Origin of the sequence: Actinomadura sp. NTSP31 (assembly GCF_041951385.1) — a bacterium.
GTDB classification, from domain to species: domain Bacteria; phylum Actinomycetota; class Actinomycetes; order Streptosporangiales; family Streptosporangiaceae; genus Spirillospora; species Spirillospora napierensis.
In genome coordinates this window covers 305,603-325,350 of record NZ_JBGNUT010000007.1, presented here as the reverse complement: position 1 = coordinate 325,350, position 19,748 = coordinate 305,603, and the positions used below count along the sequence as shown (strand labels likewise).

The window sequence follows — 19,748 nt, the reverse complement described above, 5'->3', positions numbered from 1 at the left end:
CAGGGGCGGGCCGTCAGTGTTCGCCGGTCAGGTAGGGGGAGGCGGCCTCGCGGCCGATCAAGGGCAGCAGCACGAAGTAGGTGAGGGCCGGCAGCAGCGACGGCAGCTCCTCCGCGTCGCCCGTCTCCACCTGGACGTGGATCGCGCTGTAGATGCCGCCGACGATCGCGTCGATCACCGCGATCGGCACGGGCGGCAGCGACGGCTCGGCGAAGAACGCGCGGAACCGGGTGAGGCTGTCGATGCGCGCCTGCCGCACCTGCGGCCCGGCCGCGTTCACCTCCACCAGCGACGCCCGCGCGAACGGCGGCTGGGCGGCCAGGGTCGCCAGCATCCGGCGCAGCGCCGCCTGGATCCCGTCCGGCCAGGACGGCGCCGCCTCGTACGCCTCGGTCATCCGCCGCAGCAGGATGTCCATGCCGTGCTGGTAGGCCGCCAGGAAGCAGTCGTCGAGGTCGGTGAAGTGCGTGTAGAACGTCTTCTTGGTGACGCCCGCGCCCTCGGTCACCCGGCCGATCGTCGTGTGCGCGAAGCCGCGCTCGGACACCACCTGCACGAACGCGTCGATGAGCCGCTCGCGCTGGATGCCCGCGACGGTCTCCGGCGAGAGCCCGTGCCGCCCCGGCTTGATCGCGCGCTCGGGGTCCAGGGCCGACCGCGCGCCCGGGAGCACGTCCGTGCCGCCGCCCTCTGGGACACCGGGTCGCCCTGCCATCGCACCTCGATCCCCGATCACCTGCCGTTGGGATCACACTACTTCGCGTTCCCGCCGGAGGGGGATGGCCGCGCGGTGCGGCGCGGGTCACACGCGGACGCCCGCGCCGGTCCCGGCGCGGGCGTCCGTGGGTTTCCGGCAGATCAGGCGGGAACGGGCTCGGCTTCGCGGTCGCGCCGCGGCGCCTCGCCACCGGCCTCGCCGGCCGCGTCCGGGATGGACGGGCTGGAGGTCAGCTCCTTCGGCGGGCCGTTGAACACCGACTCGTCCAGCAGCCCCTCCGACCGCGCGACCAGCACCGGCACGGTCAGCTGGCCGGTGACGTTCAGCGCCGTCCGGGCCATGTCGATGACCTTGTCGATCGCGATCAGGTAGCCGACGGCCTGCAGCGGCAGCCCCACCGTGGTCAGCGTCAGGGTCAGCGCGACCAGCGCCGGGCCGGGCGTGCCGCCGGTGCCGAGCTGCCCGATCACCGCGGCCAGCGCGATCAGCGCGTAGTCGGCGATGCCGAGGTGCACGCCGGTGTACTGGGCGACGAACACCGCCGCCACCGCCGGGTAGATCGCGCCGCAGCCGTCGAACTTGATGGTCGCGCCGAGCGGCTGCGCGAAGCTCGCGTACTCCCGCTGGACGCCGTTGCGCTCGATCGACACCCGCTGCGCGATCGGCAGCGTCGCCAGCGAGGACGAGGACACGAAGCCGAACTGGATCGCCGGCCAGGAGTTGCGCAGGAACTTCAGCGGGTTGACCCGGCCGAACGCGCGCAGCAGCAGCGGGTAGCCGACCAGCAGCATGATCGCGACGGCCAGGTAGATGGCGCCGGTGAACTTCGCCAGCGGCGCCAGCGAGCTCGGCCCGTAGGTGGCGACGACGGATCCGATCAGGAAGAACGACCCGATCGGGGTGAGCCGGACGACCCACCACACGACCTTCTGCATCACCACGTACAGGTCGTCGATCAGGTTCGTCAGCCGCTCGCCGCGCTCGCCGATCGCGACCAGCGCCGCGCCGAACAGCACCGCGAACGTGACGACGCCGAGGACGTTGCCGTCCGCCATCGCCTTGACGATGTTGGACGGGAACAGGTTCTGCAGTACCTGCGTCCAGGTGACGGGGTCGGTCTCGGCGGACTCGCTGGCCAGCTTCCCGAGGCCCTGCCCCGGCTTGATCAGCAGCGCGACGGTCAGCCCGATCGCGGTGGCGATCGCCGAGGTCACCACGAACCAGCCGAGCGTCTTGGCGGTCAGCCGCGCGACGCTGCCGACGTTGCGGAGCCGTCCCACGCTCACCACGATCGCCGCGAACACCAGCGGCACCACGACGACCTTCAGCAGGCTGACGTAGACGTCGCCGAAGGGGTCCAGCCAGTCGGCGGCGGTCTTCTCGCCGCCGCCGAAGTTGTTGATCAGGGCGCCGGCGGCCACGCCGAGCACCAGCGACAGCACGATCTGCTGCCAGAACTGCCATTTCCAGACACGCGGGTTCATCGAGAGGTTCTCCAGGGCAGCCGGAGGCCGGCTTGCGGGGAAGGGGACGAGAAGAGGGCGGGGGGCTGCGTCAGGTGCGACAGAGCACGCTGGCGAGGCGGCACAGGTCCACGTGCAGCCGGGCCACGAGCCGGACGCTCTTCTCGGAGAACTTCACGAAGCACTCAAACAGTCACATCCGGACCGGGTGTTCCCGGTCCGGACGTGGCCTGCGTCACCTCAGCCGCCGGCGGCGCCCCCTGGTCAGCACCCGGACGGTCCCGACGACCCCGAGGCCGATCAGCACCGCCGGCACCATCACCGCCACCGCCACGGCGTTCCCGCCGGACAGGCCGTCCGCCAGGAACGCGCCCGCCGCGACGAGGAAGAAGATCCCCGCGACCGGCCCGCCCGGGTCGAACCCGCGGCGCTTCTCAGACACGGTGGACATCCACATCCCCGACCTTTCCGCGGATCCTCAGCTCGATCTCCGGCGGGTCGCTCACCTGGGCGCCCTCGGGCTCCAGCACCCGCACGACCCTGGCGTTGGGGCCGCTCGTCGTGCGGTGCTCGACGCGCAGGTCACCGAGCGCGATGCGCGCGTCCAGCCGGATCCGCACGCCCTGCGGCACCTTCACTTCCATCCCGCCGAGCCCGACGGACGCGTCGACCGAGACGTGCTGCCCCGTCGTCAGCGGCAGCGCGGTCAGGTCGAGCGTGCCCTGCCCGACGCCGATCCGGTACTCCTGGTGCGTGCTGGTCGCGTTCATCGGCCGCCACTCCATGTCCCCGTACTCAACGTTGTCCGGCATATGCGCCGCGACCGCCGTGGCCAACAGCGACAGGGTCAGCAGCGTTCCCGCGGCGGCGAGGCCGCGCGTCCGGAACCAGCCGCCGACGATCAGGCCGGCGCCCACCACCGCGAGCGCGGGCGCCATGACGATCAGCCACGATTCGGGCGCCGGGTAGCCGCGCGCCACCGGGAGGACCGCGGCGCCGGTGGCCATCGCCGCCAGCAGGGTGATCGTCGTCGCGGGGGACCGGCGCCGGTCCCGCCTCGCCGGCCGCTGCGCGTCCTCCCGCGGGAGCGCGTCCTCCCGCGGCTGCGCGGCGTGGGCCCGGCCGAAGGTGGCGAGGTCGATCATCCCGTCGGGCAGCCCGCCGCCCGTCCACGCCGGCGTCTCCTTCTCCAGTGACACGCTCCCGGCCGTGGCCCACTCGCCCGACGGCCCCGGGGGGTGCCCGGCGAACCGCTCCGGAACGGACCTGGCCGCCCCGACGAGATCGACGCCGCGCGCGTGGGCGACCAGCATGACCAGCGCGAACACCACCAGCACGGCGATCGAGTCCGTCGACACCCCGCCGATCAGGCTGAGCGCGACCCCCACGCACAGCAGCGCCCCGAGCGCCGACAGCACCGCGGGCGCGTCGAACCAGCGCCGGAACGCCCGCTCCGCCACCGACGACTCGCCCGGGCTCGCCGGCATCAGCAGCCCGGCGACGATGTACAGGAAGACGCCCTGGCCGTGCGCGAGGACCAGCAGCGCGAACCCCACCCGAAAGACGACGGGATCGATCCCCGTGAACCGTCCCAACCCGGTACAGACCCCGACCAGGATCCGTCGTTCCGGATCCCGCGCCAGGCGCCGGTGCTCGCCGGCCTTCCGCTCCTCACCCATGCCACCATCGTGACCGCCCGCCGCCCCCCGCACCATCAGGGACGACCCTGACCCGTCCCCGAGATCCCCGCGGGAATCCGGTCGCGCGCAACCGCCGGGACCCTGAGGGAATTCGGGGTGGTGCCCTGATGCGGGGGGCGGTCCGGGCGTGTGACGATCGGTGACGTGGGAGTACGTGGCGAAGGGCCGCAGGGCGAGGGCGCGGCGGGCGGGGTGACGTCCGCGCCCGCCGCCGTGCCCGAGGGGGCGCGGCTGGAACGGGTGCCGGACGGGCGGCTCGTCGCGGGCGTGGCCCGGGGGCTCGCCGAGCACCTGGGCGTGGACGCGTGGATCGTCCGGGCGGCGTTCGTGCTGCTGACGGTGGCGAGCGGGCTCGGGCTCGCCGCCTACGGCGCGTTCTGGATCCTGGTGCCCGCGCGGGAGGCGACGCCGGCGCGGCGCGGGCGCGACTGGGGGCAGCTCGCCGTCTACGCGGTCGTCACGGTCGGCCTGGCGGCCCTGCCGTGGGGGGCGGCGGGCAAGGCCGGCGGGCTGATGCAGTGGGCGATCTGGCCGTTCGTGCTGGGCGGCGTCGGCGCGGCGATCCTGTGGCAGCAGGCGGACCGGGACCAGCGGCAGCGGTGGGTGCTGCCGCTGCGCCAGCGGTGGCTGCGCAGCCTGCTGGGGCTGCTGCTGGTCGTCGGCGGGATCGGCGGGTTCGTCGCGCAGCGGGTGGACGTGGGGCAGGCCCGGTCGGTCGTGATCGCGATGCTGATCATCCTGACCGGGGTGACGCTGATCGTGACGCCGTGGGTGCTGCGGCTCTGGCAGGACCTGGACACCGAGCGGGCCGAGCGCGTCCGCTCGCAGGAGCGGGCGGAGCTGGCCGCGCACGTCCACGACTCGGTGCTGCACACGCTGACGCTGATCCAGCGCAACGCGCACGACGCGCGGGAGGTGCAGCGGCTCGCCCGGTCGCAGGAGCGGACGCTGCGGACGTGGCTCTACCAGCCGCGCTCGGACCCCGACCAGACGTTCGCCGCGGCGATCAAGGCGGCGGCGGGGGAGGTCGAGGACGACCACGGCGTGCCGATCGAGGTGGTGTGCGTGGGGGACATCGGGCTGGACGACCGGCTGGGCGCGGCGCTGCAGGCGGCGCGGGAGGCGATGGTGAACGCGGCGAAGTACGCCGAGTCGCCGTCGGTGTCGGTGTACGCGGAGGTGGAGGGGAACAAGGTGGCCATCTTCGTCCGGGACCGGGGGAAGGGATTCGACCTGGATCAGGTCCCGGAGGACCGGATGGGCGTCCGGGGGTCCATCATCGGACGTATGGAGCGCAACGGAGGCAAGGCGGCCGTCCGGACCGCGCCGGGCGAGGGCACCGAGGTGCGCCTGGAGATGGAGAAGTCGTGAGCGAGCTGAGGCGGGTCGTGCTGGTCGACGACCACCAGATGTTCCGGACCGGGGTGAAGGCGGAGCTCGGCGGCGGCGTCGAGATCGTCGGGGAGGCCGGCGACGTCGACGAGGCGGTGGCGGTGATCCGGGCGACCGCCCCGGACGTGGTGCTGCTGGACGTGCACCTGCCCGGGGGCGGCGGCATCGAGGTGCTGCGCCGGCTGAACGGCGTCGTGCCGTCGAGGTTCCTGGCGCTGTCGGTGTCGGACGCGGCGGAGGACGTGATCGGCGTGGTGCGGGGCGGCGCGCGCGGCTACGTCACCAAGACGATCTCGGGCCCGGAGCTGACGGACGCCATCGGCCGGGTCGCGGAGGGCGACGCGGTGTTCTCGCCGCGCCTCGCGGGTTTCGTGCTGGACGCGTTCTCCGCGTCGGACGTCCCGGCGGTCGACCCGGAGCTGGACCAGATCACGCAGCGGGAGCGGGACGTGCTGCGGCTGATCGCCCGCGGCTACGCCTACAAGGAGATCGCCAAGGAGCTGTTCATCTCGGTGAAGACGGTGGAGACGCACGTCAGCAGCGTGCTGCGCAAGCTCCAGCTGTCGAACCGGCACGAGCTGTCCCGCTGGGCCGCCGCCCGCCGCCTGGTGTAGCGCTCGGGCTCATTCCAGGCCGAGGAGCCCGGGGCTGCTCGCCCGGTTCCGCCATTCGCTCCGGGGATCGGCGACCAGCCGGCGCGTCGAGAGGTCGAGCAGGCCGCTGACGTGCGCGACCTCCGCCGCCACGACGCCGTCCGCGCGCCGGAACGCGTGCCGCACGCGGTAGGTCCTGCCGCCGCTCCATTCCCATTCGCAGGTCACGTCGACCTGGTCGCCGCCCCGCAGTTCGCGGTGGTACTTGATGACGGTCTCCAGGTTGACGGGCCCCAGGCCGCCGCCGACGAGGTCCTCGACGGACACCCCGGCCGCCTGCACGCACGCGAAGCGCGCGTGGTCGGCGTACTGGACGTAGAAGCCGCCGTTGAGGTGCATCTGCGGGTCGATCTCGTAGACGCGGACCTCCATCCGGACGCTGAACGGTTCGGCCGCGACGGTCATTCGGGTTCCTCCTGTTCGGCTCGCCAGCGAAGCGAGCGCTCGGTGAGGTAGCGGCGGCCGTCGCCGCGGACCTCCAGCCAGTCGCCGCGGACCCAGCCGCCCGCGGCCTGGGGTGAGAAGCCGTGCTTGCGGAACAGGGCGCTGGCCTCCGCCCTGGTGAGGCCCTGCTCGCCCCATTCGGTGATGAGCGCGCGGTGGCGGTCCTCTTCGGGGGGCTCGGCGGGGTCGGCGGAGACCGCGTCGGCCAGGGCCGCGAACCCGGCGCTGATCTGGCGCAGCGCCGCGGCGATCCGGTCGGCTTGCGGTGTCGGCGGCGGCTCCATGGATATAGCATAGCAATCGCTATCGATCGCTTTGCTATTGCGAGCCCTCCGTGGCGTACATGCGAGCGATGGGTGTGAGCAAAATGTAATGTCCGGAATGTGGCGCATCATGATCGCGCGGGCGGCGGGTTGTGGCAGGGTCGCTGCCCATGAGTTATCCCCCTCCCGGGCCCGGGCAGCCGGACCCCGGGTTCCACGACCCCTATCCGCCCCCGCCGATGCCGGTCGGGCCCGGGCACGCCGCCGGGCCGCCGCAGGACAAGACGAACGGCCTGGCGATCGCCGCGTTCGTCACCGGGCTGCTCGGCTGCTGCGGCATCGTCGGCGCCGTCCTCGGCGCCGTCGCGCTCCGCCAGATCGGCGACCGCGGCGGCAAGGGGCGCGGCCTCGCCATCGCCGGCATCGTCCTGTCCGCGCTGTGGATCGTGGGCGGGGTGGCCGGCTACCTGGTGATCCGCGGCTCGGACTCCGCGTCCTCCGCCGGCACGCCCAAGCCGAAGACGACCAGGCCCCAGAAGATCGACGCGTACACGATGAAGGTCGGCGACTGCATCAACGACCCCATCTCGTCCGGCGCCCCGGCCGGCGAGTCGGGCCCGCCGGTCGAGGTGGAGAGCGTCAAGAAGGTGCCCTGCGCCGGGCCGCACGACGGCGAGGTCCTGGCCGTGTTCAAACTGACGCAGACGGTCATGCCGGACGAGCGGCAGATGAGCGACCTGGCCTCCGCCGGATGCAAGCTGCGCATCCAGCGCCGGCTCGACCGCGACCCGGCGGCCGCGCACCTGACGCGGTCGTTCTACTACCCGACCGCCGCCTCCTGGCGCGACGGCGACCGCGCCGTCACCTGCCTCGCGGTGAACGCCGCCGACGGCAAGAAGCTCACCCGCCGCATCCGCGGCTGACCCCTCCGGGCACCTCCCGCTGGGCGGCCGGCCCGCCGCTCAGCCCGACCCCGGCCTCAGTAGTCGCGCAGCTTGTAGGAGTTCGTGACGGCGGCGACGCCGTCCATCCGCTCCTCGCCCGCGTCGGCCATCCCCATCTCCGCGGACGCCCGGTCGCGGTTGCGGTCCATGTTCGCGAGGGCCAGTTCCTGGTTCGCGGTGACGAAGTCGCGGAGTTCGGCCTCGTAGGCGGCGAACGCCGCGCGGTGGTCGCCGTCCGAGGCCTTCAGCTCGCCGGCCAGCACGTACGCGCCGACCAGCGCCATGCTGGTGCCCTGCCCGGACGAGGGCGAGCCGCAGTACCCGGCGTCGCCGAGCAGGGCGACGCGGCCCTTCGACCACGAGTCCATATGGATCTGCGCCATGGCGTCGAAGTGGAAGTCCGGCGCGTCGTCCATCGTCTCCAGCAGCCCGGGGATCGCGCCGGCGGCGTCCGCGAACCGGCTCGCGAGCAGCCGCTTCTGGTCCTGGACGTCGCGCGGGTCGTAGGGGACCGGTTCCGGCGCGTCGAACCCCATGTAGACGCGGAGCTCGCCGTTCCCGCGGACGCTCATCGCCATGGCGCCCCACGCGTTCCCCGGCACCGGGAAGATCGTCTGCCAGCGGTCCAGGCCGAGCAGGTTCGGCGCCGTCCAGACGGCGAGGTAGGCGCCGAGGTGCCGCAGGAAGGCCCCCTCGGGGCCGAACGCGAGCCGCCGGACGCCCGAGTGCAGGCCGTCGGCGCCGATGACGAGGTCGAACGTCCGGGTCGCGCCGCCGTGGAAGATGACGCGGACCGCCTCGTCGTCCTGCTCCATCCCGGCGATCGAGTCGTCGAAGAGGTACTCGATCCCGTCGCCGCCGGCGCCGACGACCAGCTCGGCGAGGTCGTCGCGGAGGACCTCCACGTCCGGGCTCGCGAGGTCGCCGCCGCTGGCGGTGCGCTCGGTGGTGCTGAAGACCTCCTCGCCGTCCGGCCCGACGATCGACATCCCGCGCAGGTCGGTGGCCAGTTCCCGGGCCGCGTCGAGGACGCCCATCCGGTCGGCGACGTCGAGGGCGGGGCCGCGGACGTCGATCGCCTGCCCGCCGGGACGCATCGCGGGCGCCCGCTCGACGATCGTGACCGCGAACCCGTACCGGTCGAGCCAGTACGCGAGGGCCGGGCCCGCGATGCTCGCCCCGGAGATCAGGACGTTCGTGTTGCGCATGAGCTGCTCCTTCGGAGGTTCCGTGCCGTCCTCCGAAGACTCGCCGGGCGCGCTGACAGAACGCTGACGCGCCGATCACAGGACCTGATGCCCCGCTGAGAGCGTCACCCGTCGGCGCCGCGCAGCGCCGAGACGACCGCGGTCGCGACGTGCTCGACGGTGGCCACGCCCTCCCGCATCGTGGGGCTGTCGCAGCTGAACACCGCGACGACGAAGTCGTGGCCGTGGCCGGTGATGCGGCCGATGCTGTTGACCGCCCACCCGTTGCCCTCGTACCGCAGCGGCACCCAGCCGTTCTTGAGCGCGACCCGCTCGCCGGGACGCGCCGCCGCGCTGATGCCCCACGCCTGCGCGGGGACCACCGACCGCATCAGGCGCAGGACGTACCGGCCGTTCGCCGGGGCGAGCGGGCTCGGAGCGGACGCCAGCGACCGGATCAGCCGGACCTGGTCGGACGGGCTGGTCCACGACGACCCCCACGACACCGGATACGGATCGGTGTGCTCCAGGCCGAACACCTCGCCGGCCCGCCGCAGCCCGTCACCGCGGCCGACGTCGGCGTACAGCGCGTCGGCCGCCGCGTTGTCGCTGCGCCGGATCATCCGCCCGGCCAGCGCCCGCTCGCCCTCCGACAGCCCGACCCCCTGCCACTGGTGCTGCAGCAGCAGGGCCGCCAGAATGTCGACCTTGATGACGCTGGCGGTGACGAACTGGGACGTCTCGTTCAGCCCGAACGTCCGGCCGCTGCGCAGGTCGGCCGCCATCACCCCGGCGCGTCCCGGCCGTCCCCGCAGGTAGGCGCGGAGGCCGCCGCGCAGCCGCAGCGGGTCGAACTCCGGTGCCTTCGCGACCGTCACGGCCCGCCGCCCCCCGCCGCCGGGATCCGCCGGGTGGGCGGCACGGCGCAGCTGCCCGTCGGCGATCATCCCGGTCCAGACGGCCGCCACGGCGCCGGCGGCGACGGCGAGCACGGCGACGCTGCGTCGCATGCGATCCCCCGATTCGCGCGACGGCGGCCCGCCCCCCGGGGCCGCCATGATCACCTCGCTCCTACCCGCCGCGACGGGAAGATCACCTGCCCGGGAGGGTGGTGTCCGGGCAGGTCAGCGCGGTAGCGGGATCAGAACTCGACGGGCAGCCGGGCCGGGCAGCCCGGCTCGCAGCGCTCGGCGTGCCAGGCGACGCGGCGCGCGTACGAGCCGAACCGGCGGCGCAGCATCGCCCGCTTCAGCCGCGCGGTGCCCGGGACGCGGCCCTCGAACGACGCGCGCCAGCGGATCAGCGTGTTGACGCCGTGCGGCTCCAGCACGATGTCGGCGCGGTAGCCGCGCGGCAGCCCGGCGAGGGCGGTGTACCCGCAGTGGTGCGGCGGGTCGTAGGCGACGACCTCGTGCCGGGCGCGGGCCCAGAACGCGGCCCACTCGTCCCAGGAGTCCGCCACGAAGAGGTGCTTGAAGATCACTTCCGGTGCGGCGTAGGTCGTGGCGGTGGCCTCGATCTCATGCGGCATGACATCCCCCCTGAGTCAGGACACGGCGGATGTATGCCCGGTTCAGGGAAGATTACGGCTTGTGACGTGATGTATTTGCAGAGTGACCGTCGTGCCCCGGATCAGGCGGTGTCGACGACCTGGAAGGCCTCCGCCAGCCGGCCGTCGCCGAAGCCCGCCGCCTTGGCGTTCGCCGACAGCCATCCCCGCAGCATGTTCGGCAGCTCGTCGCCCATGTGGCTCGTCTGGCTGGCGTGCGCCCGCAGCGCGTTCACCTTCCGGTCGAACTGCTCGGTGATGTCGGCGTAGTGGTTCACCGTCGGGCCGCCGCTGATCCACACCTCCCGCGCCGTCCACGCGTCCAGGCCCTCGTCGGCGAGCAGCTCGGGGAAGGCGTACGGGTTGCGCGCGTCCGGGTACACCGCGTCCAGCGCCGCGGCGCCGACCGCCCGGTGGTCGGGGTGGCTCGGGTAGATCCGCTCGTAGTTGCGCTCCGGGCTCGGCATCACCACCCGGTCGGGGCGGACCTGCCGGATCACCCGCGCGATGTCGCGGCGCAGGCCCAGCGTGGCCTCGACCCGGCCGTCCGGGTAGCCGAGGAACCGGACGTCGGTGACGCCGACGCACTTGGCCGCCGCGAGCTGCTCCTCGCGCCGCAGGACCGCCATCTCCGCGCGGGTCACGGCGTCGTCGAAACCGCCCGCGTCGCCGTCGGTGACCATCAGGTACACGACCTCGATGCCCTGGTCGGTCCAGCCGGCCACGGTCCCCGCGCAACCGAAGTCGACGTCGTCCGGATGCGCCATCACGACGAGGATCCGCTGCAGCCCGCTGTCGTCCAGAACGTTGGTCACGGATTCAACAATAAATGTCCCCGGCGGATACGGGCACACCGGAGATCGGGCTTTCCGCGGGCGCTCCGGCCGATCGCGGACGGCGCCCCGGTCAGAGCGACAGCACGGCCGCCAGGAGGCGTTCCTGGAACGTCCGCACGTCGCTGCCGACCGCGACCTTCACCGGGCGGCGGGTGTCCTCGGCGGGCAGGGACCGCGCGTCCCAGACCGTCGTGCCGCGCGTCAGCTCGCCGCGCAGCTCCACCCGCACCGGGCGCTGGACGTACTCGCCGAGGCCCGGGTCGACGGCCAGCATCGCGGCGAGCGCGTCGTGGATGACGGCGCCCCGGCGGCGCAGCGTCGGCGTGTAGGCGTCGGCGTAGAACTCCAGGATCCGGGCGGCGAACCGCGCGACGGGGGAGTCGTGCGCCGCCAGCCGGTCGAGCCAGTCGTCGTGCACGGCGGTCGGGTGGGTGGCGTCCAGCGGCACCAGGACGACCGGCCAGTCCGCGGCGAACACCAGGTCGGCGGCCTCCGGGTCGTGCCAGATGTTCGCCTCGGCGTGCGTGGTGATGTTGCCGGGATGGCCGAACGCGCCGCCCATCACGACGACCTCGCGGACCAGCGCGGGCAGCTCGGCGTCCAGCAGCAGCGCCGTGCCGAGGTTGGTCAGCGGGCCGGTCGCCAGCAGGGTCAGCTCGCCGGGCCGCTCCCGCGCCAGCCGGACGATCTGCGCGGCGGCGGGCTCCGCCACCGGCCGCCCCGCCGGCTCGGGCAGGTGCGTGTCGCCGAGGCCGTCGGTGCCGTGCCAGTCGAGCGCGTAGTGGACGTCCTGGGCCATCGGTCGTGCGGCGCCGGCCGCGACCGGCACCCCCTGCCCGCCCGCCTTCACCCCGGCGGCCTCCAGCACGCGCAGCGTGTTGAGCGCGCCGGTCAGCGGGTCGATGTTGCCGTGCACCGTCCCGACCCCGGCCAGCTCCGCCTCGCCCGCGCGCACGAGCGAGGCCAGGTACAGCAGGGTCAGCGCGTCGTCGATGCCGGTGTCGCAGTCGAACAGGAACGTGGGCGCTTTGGTCACGGATGCAACCTATGACGGGCCGCCCGCCGGCGGCATCCCGATATCCGCCGCACAGAGATCGTGATTGGGCCTGGGACGCGGCGCCGCGCCGGGGTAGAGCTGAGACATGCGCAAACTCATCAACGACCCGGCGGCCGTGGTCGCCGACGCGCTGCGCGGGCTGGCCGCCGCGCACCCGTCGCTGCGGGTCGATCCGGAGAACGGCACGGTCGTGCGGGCGGACGCGCCGCGCACCGGCAGGGTCGCCCTGGTGTCGGGCGGCGGCTCCGGGCACGAACCGCTGCACGCCGGGTTCGTCGGGCACGGCATGCTCGACGCGGCCTGCTGCGGCGAGGTGTTCACCTCGCCGGTGCCGGACCAGATCATCGCGGCGACGATGGCGGTCGACGGCGGCGCGGGCGTCGTGCACCTGGTCAAGAACTACACGGGCGACGTCCTGAACTTCCGGATGGCCGCCGAGCTCGCCGAGGACGAGGACATCGAGGTCGAGGCCGTCATCGTCAACGACGACGTCGCGGTCGAGGACAGCCTCTTCACCGCCGGGCGGCGCGGCACCGGCGCCACCCTGTTCGCCGAGAAGATCGCCGGGGCGCTCGCGGAGGAGGGCGCCGACCTCGCGTCCGTCGCCGCGGTCGCCCGCGAGGTGAACGAGCGCAGCCGCTCGTTCGGCGTCGCGCTGTCCCCGTGCACGGTGCCGGCCGCCGGTGAGCCCACGTTCCAGCTCGCGGACGGCGAGATGGAGCTCGGCATCGGCATCCACGGCGAACCCGGCCGCGAGCGCGTCCCGCTGGCCACCGCCGACGCGATCGTGGACGCGTCGCTGAGCGCCATCGACGCGGACATGCCGCTGTCCGGCTCCGAGGTCCTCGTCCTGGTGAACGGGATGGGCGCCACCCCGCTGATGGAGCAGTACATCGCCTACGCGGCGGCCGCCCGCTGGCTGGAGGGGCACGGCGCGACGGTCGTCCGCCCGCTGGTCGGCCCGTACGTCACCAGCCTGGAGATGGCCGGCTGCATGATCAGCGTGTGCCGGCTGACGCCCGAGCTGACCCGGCTCTGGGACGCCCCCGTCGAGACCCCGGCGCTGCGGTGGGGCCGATGACCGACGCAGGCTCGATGGACGGCGCGGCCATCGCGTCCTGGATCCGGCACGCCGCCGAGCTGATCTCCGCCGACGCCGAGCGGCTGACCAGGCTCGACGCCGCGATCGGCGACGGCGACCACGGCCACAACCTCGACCGCGGCTTCACCGCCGCCGTCGCCGCGCTGCCCGGCGGCGCCCCGCCCGGCAAGGTGCTGGTCGCCGCCGGGCGCGCCATCGTGTCCAAGACCGGCGGCGCGTCCGGCCCCCTCTACGGGACGGCGCTGCGCCGCGCCGGCAAGGCGCTCGGCGACGCCGCCGAGGCGGACGCCGCCGCGCTCGGCGCCGCCCTGAAGGCCGCCCTGGACGGCGTCAAGGAGCTGGGCCAGGCGAACGAGGGCGACAAGACCATGATCGACGCGCTGGCCCCGGCCGTCGCCGCCTACGAGGCCGCCCTGGCGGACGGCGCGGACCTCGCCGGCTGCGTCCGCGCCGCGTCCGAAGCCGCCGACGCGGGCGCCGCGGCGACCGTCCCCATGCAGGCGCGCAAGGGCCGGGCCAGCTACCTCGGCCCGCGCAGCGTCGACCACCTGGACCCGGGCGCCTCGTCCACCGCCCTGATCCTGCGCGCGCTCGCCGACGTCACCGGGCAGGAGTGAGCCGATGGTCGGAATCGTGATCATTTCGCACAGCCGGACGCTCGCGGAGGGCGTCGCCGAGGTGGCGCGCGCGATGGGCGTCGGCAAGGCCGTCGTCGAACCCGCGGGGGGCGACTCCGAAGGCGGCCTCGGCACCAGCATCGACCTGGTCGAGGACGCCGTCCAGCGGGCCGACGGCGGCGACGGCGTGCTGCTGCTCGCCGACATCGGCAGCTCCGTGCTCACCGCCAAGATGCTCATCGAGGACGCCGGCGGGGAGAACGTCCTGCTCGCCGACGCGCCGCTGGTCGAGGGCGCGGTCGCCGCCGCGTCGATGGCCGCGACCGGCGCCGGCCTGGCGGCCGTGCACGCCGCGGCCGAGTCGGCCCGCGAGCACCGCAAGACCTGATCGGCCCGGGCCCGCGAGCACCGCGGGACCCGATCAGTCCGGGCCCGCGAGCAGCGCCGTGATCGGGGACGGCTCGGACGGGTCGCCGCGCACCTCGTAGACGCGGGGCGCGGCGCCGGCGTCCGGGTCGTCCACCGTCACCCGGTACCCGGGCAGGTCGGCGCCGATCTCGCCGGTGCCGCCGCGGGCCTGCGCGGCGTCCAGCGCGCGGACCGCCCGCCGGACCGTGTCCGCCCGGCCGGCGGGCAGGTCGGAGGTGTCGTACCGCGCGACCACCACCTCGCGGCCGGTGAAGCCGCCGGTGCTCTCGATCGTCACGCGCATGCCGTCCGACCTCCCTCGCCGGGTTCCGCCGGCCGGCGCGCCCGCCCTCGCGCACGCCGGCCGGCTCCCCGTTCGCTAACCGCTCACTTGCTGAAGGCGCGGCGCAGCTCGTCCAGCTCGTCGCGGAGGATGTCATCGTCCTCCAGCGAGCCGCGCTTCGCCAGCTTCTCCCGGTCGACGACCTGGTACTCCGGCATCTGCATGGTGCCGCAGCACAGCGACCGGTCCTGCTCGGCGCGCAGGCTCGCCGAGTGCTCGTCGTGCGGCTCGACCTCCGTGACGTCCCGCCCGTCGCCGGTGTAGTCGGCGTCGGTCATCCGCATCACGCCGCTCATCAGGTCGCGCAGCGGGGTCGCCGCCGCGATGATCTCGCGGACCGCGAACCGGTTGCGGATGAACGTCCGGTAGATCGCCGGGTCGCCCCGGCTCGCCGAGATCTGCAGCATCTTGTTCGCGACGTCCACGTACCCGGCGCCGGCGGCCGGGGCCGCCACGATCGCGTCGAACAGCAGCTTGCACAGCTGCTGCGCGACCTCGATCAGCACGATCGTGGCGTCCTTGGTGCGGCGCTGCCGGGCCGCCTCGAACAGGTAGACGTCGGCCAGCACGTCGTAGATCGCGCCGGTGAACACCTGCGAGATCGCGTGCACCTCGTTGCCGACCTGGCTGAGCTTGAGGTCGTTGTCGGCGTTGCGCAGCCCGGCGGGCATGCCGAGCGCCTTGCCGAACTCCTCCGCCAGCTCCGGCAGGAAGGACTTGTCGTGCAGGTTGGCCTTGGTCAGCGCGACGAACGCCTCCGCCTGGTCCGGCTGCGACAGCGCGAGGAAGATCGCGGTGAGGTCGCCGAACGACTCGTGCAGGCCGCCGGTCTGCGGCGGGTTGCCCGCCGCCAGCCAGCCGGGCTTCAGCCCGTCCAGCACGGAGTGGCCCGTCTCATGCGACACGATGTCCAGCGAGCGGCACGTGTAGAGCACGTTGGACGGCGGCTGCCCCTGCGGCGTGAAGAACAGGAACTTCAGCGCCTTCGCCGTGCGGCTGTAGAAGGCGTTGGCGCCCTCACCCGCGTGCGGGAACACCGTGATGCGGTCGGTGTTGCCGCCGACGTTCCACGCGAACGGGATCGGGTTGCCGCCGTTGTGCCGCTCGTACATCGCGATCGTCTGCCGGACGACGGCGAACGTGTGCGCGCAGTCGAACTGCGGCGTGTTGGGGGTGAAGACGAAGTCGCCGTTGGCGTTGCGGGCGACCGGCGTCGCGCCCTGCAGCTCCGTCTGGACGCGCGCGTCCGCAGGCCCGTTCAGCACGACCGTCGGCACGAACACCGGGCGGACGCCGAGGCCCGTGACCGACGGGTCCTGCTTGTAGATGAGGAAGCGGTGCCCGGTCGCGAGCGGCACCGGGATCGGCACCGGGCGCGCGGCCGGACGGCGGACGGCCTGGACCGCCCCTTCTATGCGCAGCGGCGGCGCCATCCGCCCCATCAGGGACGCGGGGACCTCCATGTCCCGTCGTCCGCCGTTCTGGATTTGGACTTCCTCCGGGTGGATCGTCATCGATGCCACCTTCCCGTCACCGTGCGCGGACCTCCGATGGCCCTGCGCGACCGCGGGCGGCCATGCGGCATCCCCGGCGTTCACCTGGCGGGATGCGTCGGCGGTGCCCCCTGAGGGACCGCCCGCCCGGCTTACGCTCCGCTCCTCACAAGGTCGAGTCAACCCGGAAAGGCCTCCGGTCCGGGCGCTGTCCTCTTCCGGACTCGTGACCCCCGGGAAGCGGGCGGTCACCCGCGCGCGGCGGCGACCGAGCCGAAAACGTCCGCTCCGCGCCGTACACTCGCACGTGATGTCGAAGACCGAAGCTCACCCCTTGCTCGACGGCCTGAACGAGCAGCAGCGCGCCGCCGTCGTGCACTCCGGCGGCCCCCTGCTGATCGTCGCGGGCGCCGGGTCCGGGAAGACCCGCGTGCTCACCCACCGCATCGCGCACCTGCTGGGCGAGCGGGACGCGCACCCCGGCCAGATCCTCGCGATCACCTTCACCAACAAGGCCGCCGCCGAGATGAAGGAGCGCGTCGACGCCCTCGTCGGGCCGCGCTCGCGCGCCATGTGGGTGATGACGTTCCACTCCGCCTGCGTGCGGATCCTGCGCCGCGAGGCCAAGCGGCTCGGCTTCCCCACGAGCTTCTCGATCTACGACCAGGCCGACGCGCAGCGGCTGATGGCGCTGGTCTGCCGCGAGCTGGACCTCGATCCCAAGCGGTACCCGCCGAAGTCGTTCAGCGCCCAGGTGTCGAACCTGAAGAACGAGCTGATCGACTACGAGACGTTCAAGAACCGCGCGTCCACGCACATGGAGCAGACGCTCGCCGAGGCCTACGAGATGTACCAGGCGCGGCTGCAGCAGGCCGGCGCGATGGACTTCGACGACTTGATCATGATGACGGTCAACCTGCTGCAGGTGTTCCCGGAGGCCGCCGAGCACTACCGGCGGCGGTTCCGGCACGTCCTCGTCGACGAGTACCAGGACACCAACCACGCGCAGTACGAGCTGGTCCGCGAGCTGACCGCGCCGGTCGAGGGGGTCGGGCCGGCCGAGCTGTGCGTCGTCGGCGACGCCGACCAGTCGATCTACGCGTTCCGCGGCGCGACGATCCGCAACATCCTGGAGTTCGAGCGCGACTACCCCGACGCCACCACGATCCTGCTGGAGCAGAACTACCGCTCCACGCAGACGATCCTGTCGGCGGCGAACGCGGTCATCGAGCGCAACGCCGACCGCAAGCCGAAGCGGCTCTGGTCCGACCAGGGCGAGGGCCACAAGATCACCGGCTATGTCGCCGACAACGAGCACGACGAGGCCGCGTTCGTCGCGCACGAGGTCGACCGGCTCACCGACGCCGGCGACGCCCGCCCCGGCGACGTCGCGATCTTCTACCGCACCAACGCGCAGTCGCGTGTGTTCGAAGAGGTGTTCATCCGCGTCGGCCTGCCCTACAAGGTCGTCGGCGGCGTCCGCTTCTACGAGCGCAAGGAGATCCGCGACCTGCTCGCCTACCTGCGCTGCCTCGCCAACCCCGAGGACACCGTCTCGCTGCGCCGCATCCTGAACGTGCCGAAGCGCGGCATCGGCGACCGCGCGGAGGCGTGCGTCGAGGCGTACGCGTCGCGCGAGCGGATCTCGTTCTGGCAGGCGCTGCGCGTCCCCGAGGACGTGCCCGGCATGGCGACCCGCTCGATCAACGCCGTCCGCGAGTTCGTCCTGCTGCTGGACGAGCTGCGCGCCGCCGCCGAGTCCCTCACGCCGGCCGACCTGGTCGTCCAGATCCTCGACAAGTCGGGTTACCTCGCCGAGCTGCAGGCCTCCAAGGACCCGCAGGACGAGACCCGCGTCGAGAACCTCCGCGAGCTGGAGGCCGTCGCCCGCGAGTTCGAGGAGCGGCTCGACGGCGAGTCCGCCGAGGGCCGGCTGCCCGACTTCCTGGAGCAGGTGGCGCTGGTCGCCGACGCCGACTCCATCCCCGGCGGCGCGAAGGGCGGGCCGGTCCCGCCGGGCGAGCAGCCCGAGGAGACCGACCAGGGCGTCGTCACCCTGATGACCCTGCACACCGCCAAGGGGCTGGAGTTCCCCGTGGTGTTCCTCACCGGCATGGAGGACGGGGTCTTCCCGCACCTGCGCGCCATGAGCAACCCCAAGGAGCTGGAGGAGGAGCGCCGCCTCGCCTACGTCGGCATCACGCGCGCCCGGCAGCGGCTGTACCTGTCCCGCGCGACGATGCGCAGCTCGTGGGGCGCGCCGCAGGTCAACCCGCCGTCCCGGTTCCTCGGCGAGGTCCCCGGCACGCTGGTCGACTGGGAGCGGGAGGCGTCGTCCACGTCGTCGTCGGCGATGTCGCGGATGGCGGCCCGGCCCGGCGTGAAGTCGCCGGGCAACCGGGCCGTCCCGGCCCTGTCGCCGGGCGACAAGGTCACCCACGACTCCTTCGGCCTCGGCACGGTCGTGTCCGTGGACGGCGCCGGCGACAAGGCCGCCGCCAGCGTCGACTTCGGCGGCGAGTACGGCGTCAAGCGCCTCGTCCTGCGCTTCGCGCCGGTGGAGAAGCTCTGACCGCACCGGCCCGCTTCAGGGTGCGCAGGACGGGCGCGGTCTCCAGAGTGCGGATGCCGTCCAGGGCGCCGAGCTCGCGGGTGAGGTAGCGGTGCAGGTCGGCGGGGCCGTCGCAGAGCGCCTGCGCCAGCAGGTTGGTGGGGCCGGTGGTCGCGGCGACGACGGCGAGCTCGTCGTGGCCGGCGAGGGTCGTGGCGACGTCGTCGAGCCGTCCCGGGGCGACCGACATCCAGATCAGCGTCTGGGTGGTGCCGCCGAGCAGGGCGGAGTCGACCTCGACGTCGAAGAACAGCGTGCCGCGGGCGCGCAGGCCGGCGAGGCGGCGCGCGGCCGTCGCCTGTGACCAGCCGGTCGCGGCGGCGAGGTCGGTGTACCCGGCCCGGCCGTCGTGCCGCAGGACGTCCAGCAGCGCGTGGTCGGCGGCGGTCAGCGGGCGCGGGTCGCCCGGGTCGGCGGGATGCGGCCTCAGCCGTTCCTGCTGTCCGGGGGTCAGCGCGCGGGTGATGCCGCGCCAGGCGGTCGGGCCGCCGAGGTAGGTGTGCAGCATGCAGTGCGCGGAGACCGCGGTGATGCCGGCCCGGCGCGGGACGTCGTGCAGCAGCATGGCGTGCGGGGCGTCCGTGCCTTCCCTTCCCCCCGCGCCGTCCGGGACGTGCACGATCGCGAAGATCTCCGTCCCGCCGGACGTCAGCTTCACCCACGACGTGTCGGGCCGCGCGGCGAGCGCGTGCGCGAGGCCCCGCGTCGCCGCGGGAGTGCAGGTCAGCCGGACCGTCCAGTGCGTCTCCGGGCCGGTGTCGCGGTCCAGGACGCCGACGACGCGCAGCCCCGCCTCGGTGCGCAGCCGCCGGTAGCGGCGCGCGACGGTCTGCGTGGAGACGCCGCAGACGTCCGCGATGCGGCTGAACGGGGCGCGCCCGTCGATGTGCAGCGCGTGGATGACGGCGCGGTCCAGCTCGTCCAGCATCACGATCCCTCATTTCAGCCTCTCGTATGGAAGATATCCG

The 19,748-nt window shown here is 73.4% G+C and carries 22 protein-coding genes; 7 read left to right on the top strand and 15 right to left on the bottom strand.

All coding sequences use genetic code 11. From position 1 onward, the window contains the following. Positions 1 to 13: 13 nt before the first annotated feature. The 5 genes from ACA514_RS15205 to ACA514_RS15185 form a co-directional block, all read right to left on the bottom strand. Entirely contained in the window at positions 14 to 715 is a 702-nt protein-coding gene (locus tag ACA514_RS15205) for a TetR/AcrR family transcriptional regulator (RefSeq protein ID WP_375041748.1), read from the bottom strand. A gap of 143 nt (positions 716 to 858) precedes the next feature. Then, positions 859 to 2,202 (bottom strand): dicarboxylate/amino acid:cation symporter, encoded by a 1,344-nt coding sequence (locus ACA514_RS15200; protein WP_375041747.1) that lies wholly within the window; start codon positions 2,200 to 2,202, stop codon positions 859 to 861. A 70-nt stretch (positions 2,203 to 2,272) separates the two neighbouring features. Then, on the bottom strand, positions 2,273 to 2,359 hold the full coding sequence (locus tag ACA514_RS15195; RefSeq protein ID WP_375041780.1) for a putative leader peptide: 87 nt from the start codon (positions 2,357 to 2,359) through the stop codon (positions 2,273 to 2,275). Positions 2,360 to 2,416: 57 nt separating this feature from the next. Continuing rightward, positions 2,417 to 2,623, bottom strand: coding sequence for a hypothetical protein (locus ACA514_RS15190; RefSeq protein WP_375041746.1), 207 nt, complete (start codon positions 2,621 to 2,623; stop codon positions 2,417 to 2,419). Continuing rightward, on the bottom strand, positions 2,616 to 3,860 hold the full coding sequence (locus ACA514_RS15185; RefSeq protein WP_375041745.1) for a PspC domain-containing protein: 1,245 nt from the start codon (positions 3,858 to 3,860) through the stop codon (positions 2,616 to 2,618). The genes ACA514_RS15190 and ACA514_RS15185 overlap by 8 nt, the downstream gene beginning before the upstream one ends. Before the next feature lie 213 nt (positions 3,861 to 4,073). Between ACA514_RS15185 and ACA514_RS15180 the strand changes: the two genes are divergently transcribed. Continuing rightward, positions 4,074 to 5,252: a PspC domain-containing protein gene (locus ACA514_RS15180; protein ID WP_375041778.1), complete on the top strand. Its 1,179-nt coding sequence runs from the start codon at positions 4,074 to 4,076 to the stop codon at positions 5,250 to 5,252. A gap of 5 nt (positions 5,253 to 5,257) precedes the next feature. Further along, complete coding sequence (locus ACA514_RS15175; protein ID WP_375041777.1) at positions 5,258 to 5,887, top strand: LuxR C-terminal-related transcriptional regulator; 630 nt, start codon at positions 5,258 to 5,260, stop codon at positions 5,885 to 5,887. A 9-nt stretch (positions 5,888 to 5,896) separates the two neighbouring features. Here the strand turns inward: ACA514_RS15175 and ACA514_RS15170 are convergent, their stop codons facing one another. After that, positions 5,897 to 6,331, bottom strand: coding sequence for an acyl-CoA thioesterase (locus ACA514_RS15170; RefSeq protein ID WP_375041744.1), 435 nt, complete (start codon positions 6,329 to 6,331; stop codon positions 5,897 to 5,899). Then, entirely contained in the window at positions 6,328 to 6,654 is a 327-nt protein-coding gene (locus ACA514_RS15165; protein WP_375041743.1) for a hypothetical protein, read from the bottom strand. Before ACA514_RS15165 ends, ACA514_RS15170 begins: the two co-directional genes overlap by 4 nt. A gap of 149 nt (positions 6,655 to 6,803) precedes the next feature. On the opposite strand from ACA514_RS15165, the gene ACA514_RS15160 reads away from it, so the two are divergent. After that, positions 6,804 to 7,556, top strand: a complete 753-nt coding sequence (locus ACA514_RS15160; RefSeq protein WP_375041742.1) for a DUF4190 domain-containing protein — start codon at positions 6,804 to 6,806, stop codon at positions 7,554 to 7,556. Between the two features lie 56 nt (positions 7,557 to 7,612). Here ACA514_RS15160 and ACA514_RS15155 read toward each other — a convergent pair whose 3' ends face one another. The 5 genes from ACA514_RS15155 to ACA514_RS15135 all read right to left on the bottom strand — a co-directional run bounded on the left by ACA514_RS15155 (position 7,613) and on the right by ACA514_RS15135 (position 12,185). Then, positions 7,613 to 8,785: an FAD-dependent monooxygenase gene (locus ACA514_RS15155; RefSeq protein WP_375041741.1), complete on the bottom strand. Its 1,173-nt coding sequence runs from the start codon at positions 8,783 to 8,785 to the stop codon at positions 7,613 to 7,615. A gap of 104 nt (positions 8,786 to 8,889) precedes the next feature. Then, positions 8,890 to 9,774, bottom strand: a complete 885-nt coding sequence (locus ACA514_RS15150) for a serine hydrolase (protein ID WP_375041740.1) — start codon at positions 9,772 to 9,774, stop codon at positions 8,890 to 8,892. Positions 9,775 to 9,905: 131 nt separating this feature from the next. After that, positions 9,906 to 10,295, bottom strand: a complete 390-nt coding sequence (locus ACA514_RS15145; protein WP_375041739.1) for an SRPBCC family protein — start codon at positions 10,293 to 10,295, stop codon at positions 9,906 to 9,908. A gap of 101 nt (positions 10,296 to 10,396) precedes the next feature. After that, positions 10,397 to 11,080 (bottom strand): PIG-L deacetylase family protein, encoded by a 684-nt coding sequence (locus ACA514_RS15140; RefSeq protein WP_375041776.1) that lies wholly within the window; start codon positions 11,078 to 11,080, stop codon positions 10,397 to 10,399. A 139-nt stretch (positions 11,081 to 11,219) separates the two neighbouring features. Then, positions 11,220 to 12,185, bottom strand: a complete 966-nt coding sequence (locus ACA514_RS15135) for a nucleoside hydrolase (RefSeq protein WP_375041738.1) — start codon at positions 12,183 to 12,185, stop codon at positions 11,220 to 11,222. A gap of 106 nt (positions 12,186 to 12,291) precedes the next feature. Here ACA514_RS15135 and dhaK point away from each other — a divergent pair, with 106 nt between their 5' ends. The 3 genes from dhaK to dhaM are packed head-to-tail and all read left to right on the top strand — an operon-like array spanning position 12,292 to position 14,313. Beyond that, on the top strand, positions 12,292 to 13,287 hold the full coding sequence (dhaK, locus tag ACA514_RS15130) for a dihydroxyacetone kinase subunit DhaK (protein ID WP_375041737.1): 996 nt from the start codon (positions 12,292 to 12,294) through the stop codon (positions 13,285 to 13,287). Then, entirely contained in the window at positions 13,284 to 13,925 is a 642-nt protein-coding gene (gene dhaL, locus ACA514_RS15125) for a dihydroxyacetone kinase subunit DhaL (protein WP_375041736.1), read from the top strand. Before dhaK ends, dhaL begins: the two co-directional genes overlap by 4 nt. Before the next feature lie 4 nt (positions 13,926 to 13,929). Beyond that, entirely contained in the window at positions 13,930 to 14,313 is a 384-nt protein-coding gene (dhaM, locus tag ACA514_RS15120; protein ID WP_375041735.1) for a dihydroxyacetone kinase phosphoryl donor subunit DhaM, read from the top strand. A gap of 33 nt (positions 14,314 to 14,346) precedes the next feature. Here dhaM and ACA514_RS15115 read toward each other — a convergent pair whose 3' ends face one another. Continuing rightward, positions 14,347 to 14,637 carry a protealysin inhibitor emfourin gene (locus ACA514_RS15115; protein WP_375041734.1) on the bottom strand — a complete coding sequence of 97 codons (291 nt, stop codon included), beginning with the start codon at positions 14,635 to 14,637 and terminating at the stop codon, positions 14,347 to 14,349. Positions 14,638 to 14,720: 83 nt separating this feature from the next. Further along, positions 14,721 to 16,190, bottom strand: a complete 1,470-nt coding sequence (locus tag ACA514_RS15110; protein WP_375041733.1) for a hypothetical protein — start codon at positions 16,188 to 16,190, stop codon at positions 14,721 to 14,723. Between the two features lie 289 nt (positions 16,191 to 16,479). Here ACA514_RS15110 and pcrA point away from each other — a divergent pair, with 289 nt between their 5' ends. Then, entirely contained in the window at positions 16,480 to 18,741 is a 2,262-nt protein-coding gene (gene pcrA, locus ACA514_RS15105; protein WP_375041732.1) for a DNA helicase PcrA, read from the top strand. On the opposite strand, the gene ACA514_RS15100 is transcribed toward pcrA, so the two are convergent. Continuing rightward, the gene (locus ACA514_RS15100) at positions 18,698 to 19,708 is read right to left on the bottom strand and encodes an Lrp/AsnC family transcriptional regulator (RefSeq protein ID WP_375041775.1); all 1,011 of its coding nucleotides are present in this window, start codon (positions 19,706 to 19,708) and stop codon (positions 18,698 to 18,700) included. The two genes, pcrA and ACA514_RS15100, sit on opposite strands and share 44 nt — an antisense overlap. Positions 19,709 to 19,748: the final 40 nt, after the last annotated feature.

Bases quoted from the DNA above. Each gene is read 5' to 3' on its own strand.
- ACA514_RS15205 (WP_375041748.1), bottom strand. From the start codon at position 715: ATGGCAGGGCGACCCGGTGTCCCAGAGGGCGGCGGCACGGACGTGCTC.
- ACA514_RS15200 (WP_375041747.1), bottom strand. From the start codon at position 2,202: ATGAACCCGCGTGTCTGGAAATGGCAGTTCTGGCAGCAGATCGTGCTG.
- ACA514_RS15185 (WP_375041745.1), bottom strand. From the start codon at position 3,860: ATGGGTGAGGAGCGGAAGGCCGGCGAGCACCGGCGCCTGGCGCGGGAT.
- ACA514_RS15170 (WP_375041744.1), bottom strand. From the start codon at position 6,331: ATGACCGTCGCGGCCGAACCGTTCAGCGTCCGGATGGAGGTCCGCGTC.
- ACA514_RS15165 (WP_375041743.1), bottom strand. From the start codon at position 6,654: ATGGAGCCGCCGCCGACACCGCAAGCCGACCGGATCGCCGCGGCGCTG.
- ACA514_RS15160 (WP_375041742.1), top strand. From the start codon at position 6,804: ATGAGTTATCCCCCTCCCGGGCCCGGGCAGCCGGACCCCGGGTTCCAC.
- ACA514_RS15155 (WP_375041741.1), bottom strand. From the start codon at position 8,785: ATGCGCAACACGAACGTCCTGATCTCCGGGGCGAGCATCGCGGGCCCG.
- ACA514_RS15150 (WP_375041740.1), bottom strand. From the start codon at position 9,774: ATGCGACGCAGCGTCGCCGTGCTCGCCGTCGCCGCCGGCGCCGTGGCG.
- ACA514_RS15145 (WP_375041739.1), bottom strand. From the start codon at position 10,295: ATGCCGCATGAGATCGAGGCCACCGCCACGACCTACGCCGCACCGGAA.
- ACA514_RS15140 (WP_375041776.1), bottom strand. From the start codon at position 11,080: ATGGCGCATCCGGACGACGTCGACTTCGGTTGCGCGGGGACCGTGGCC.
- dhaK (WP_375041737.1), top strand. From the start codon at position 12,292: ATGCGCAAACTCATCAACGACCCGGCGGCCGTGGTCGCCGACGCGCTG.
- dhaL (WP_375041736.1), top strand. From the start codon at position 13,284: ATGACCGACGCAGGCTCGATGGACGGCGCGGCCATCGCGTCCTGGATC.
- dhaM (WP_375041735.1), top strand. From the start codon at position 13,930: ATGGTCGGAATCGTGATCATTTCGCACAGCCGGACGCTCGCGGAGGGC.
- ACA514_RS15115 (WP_375041734.1), bottom strand. From the start codon at position 14,637: ATGCGCGTGACGATCGAGAGCACCGGCGGCTTCACCGGCCGCGAGGTG.
- ACA514_RS15110 (WP_375041733.1), bottom strand. From the start codon at position 16,190: ATGACGATCCACCCGGAGGAAGTCCAAATCCAGAACGGCGGACGACGG.
- pcrA (WP_375041732.1), top strand. From the start codon at position 16,480: ATGTCGAAGACCGAAGCTCACCCCTTGCTCGACGGCCTGAACGAGCAG.
- ACA514_RS15100 (WP_375041775.1), bottom strand. From the start codon at position 19,708: ATGCTGGACGAGCTGGACCGCGCCGTCATCCACGCGCTGCACATCGAC.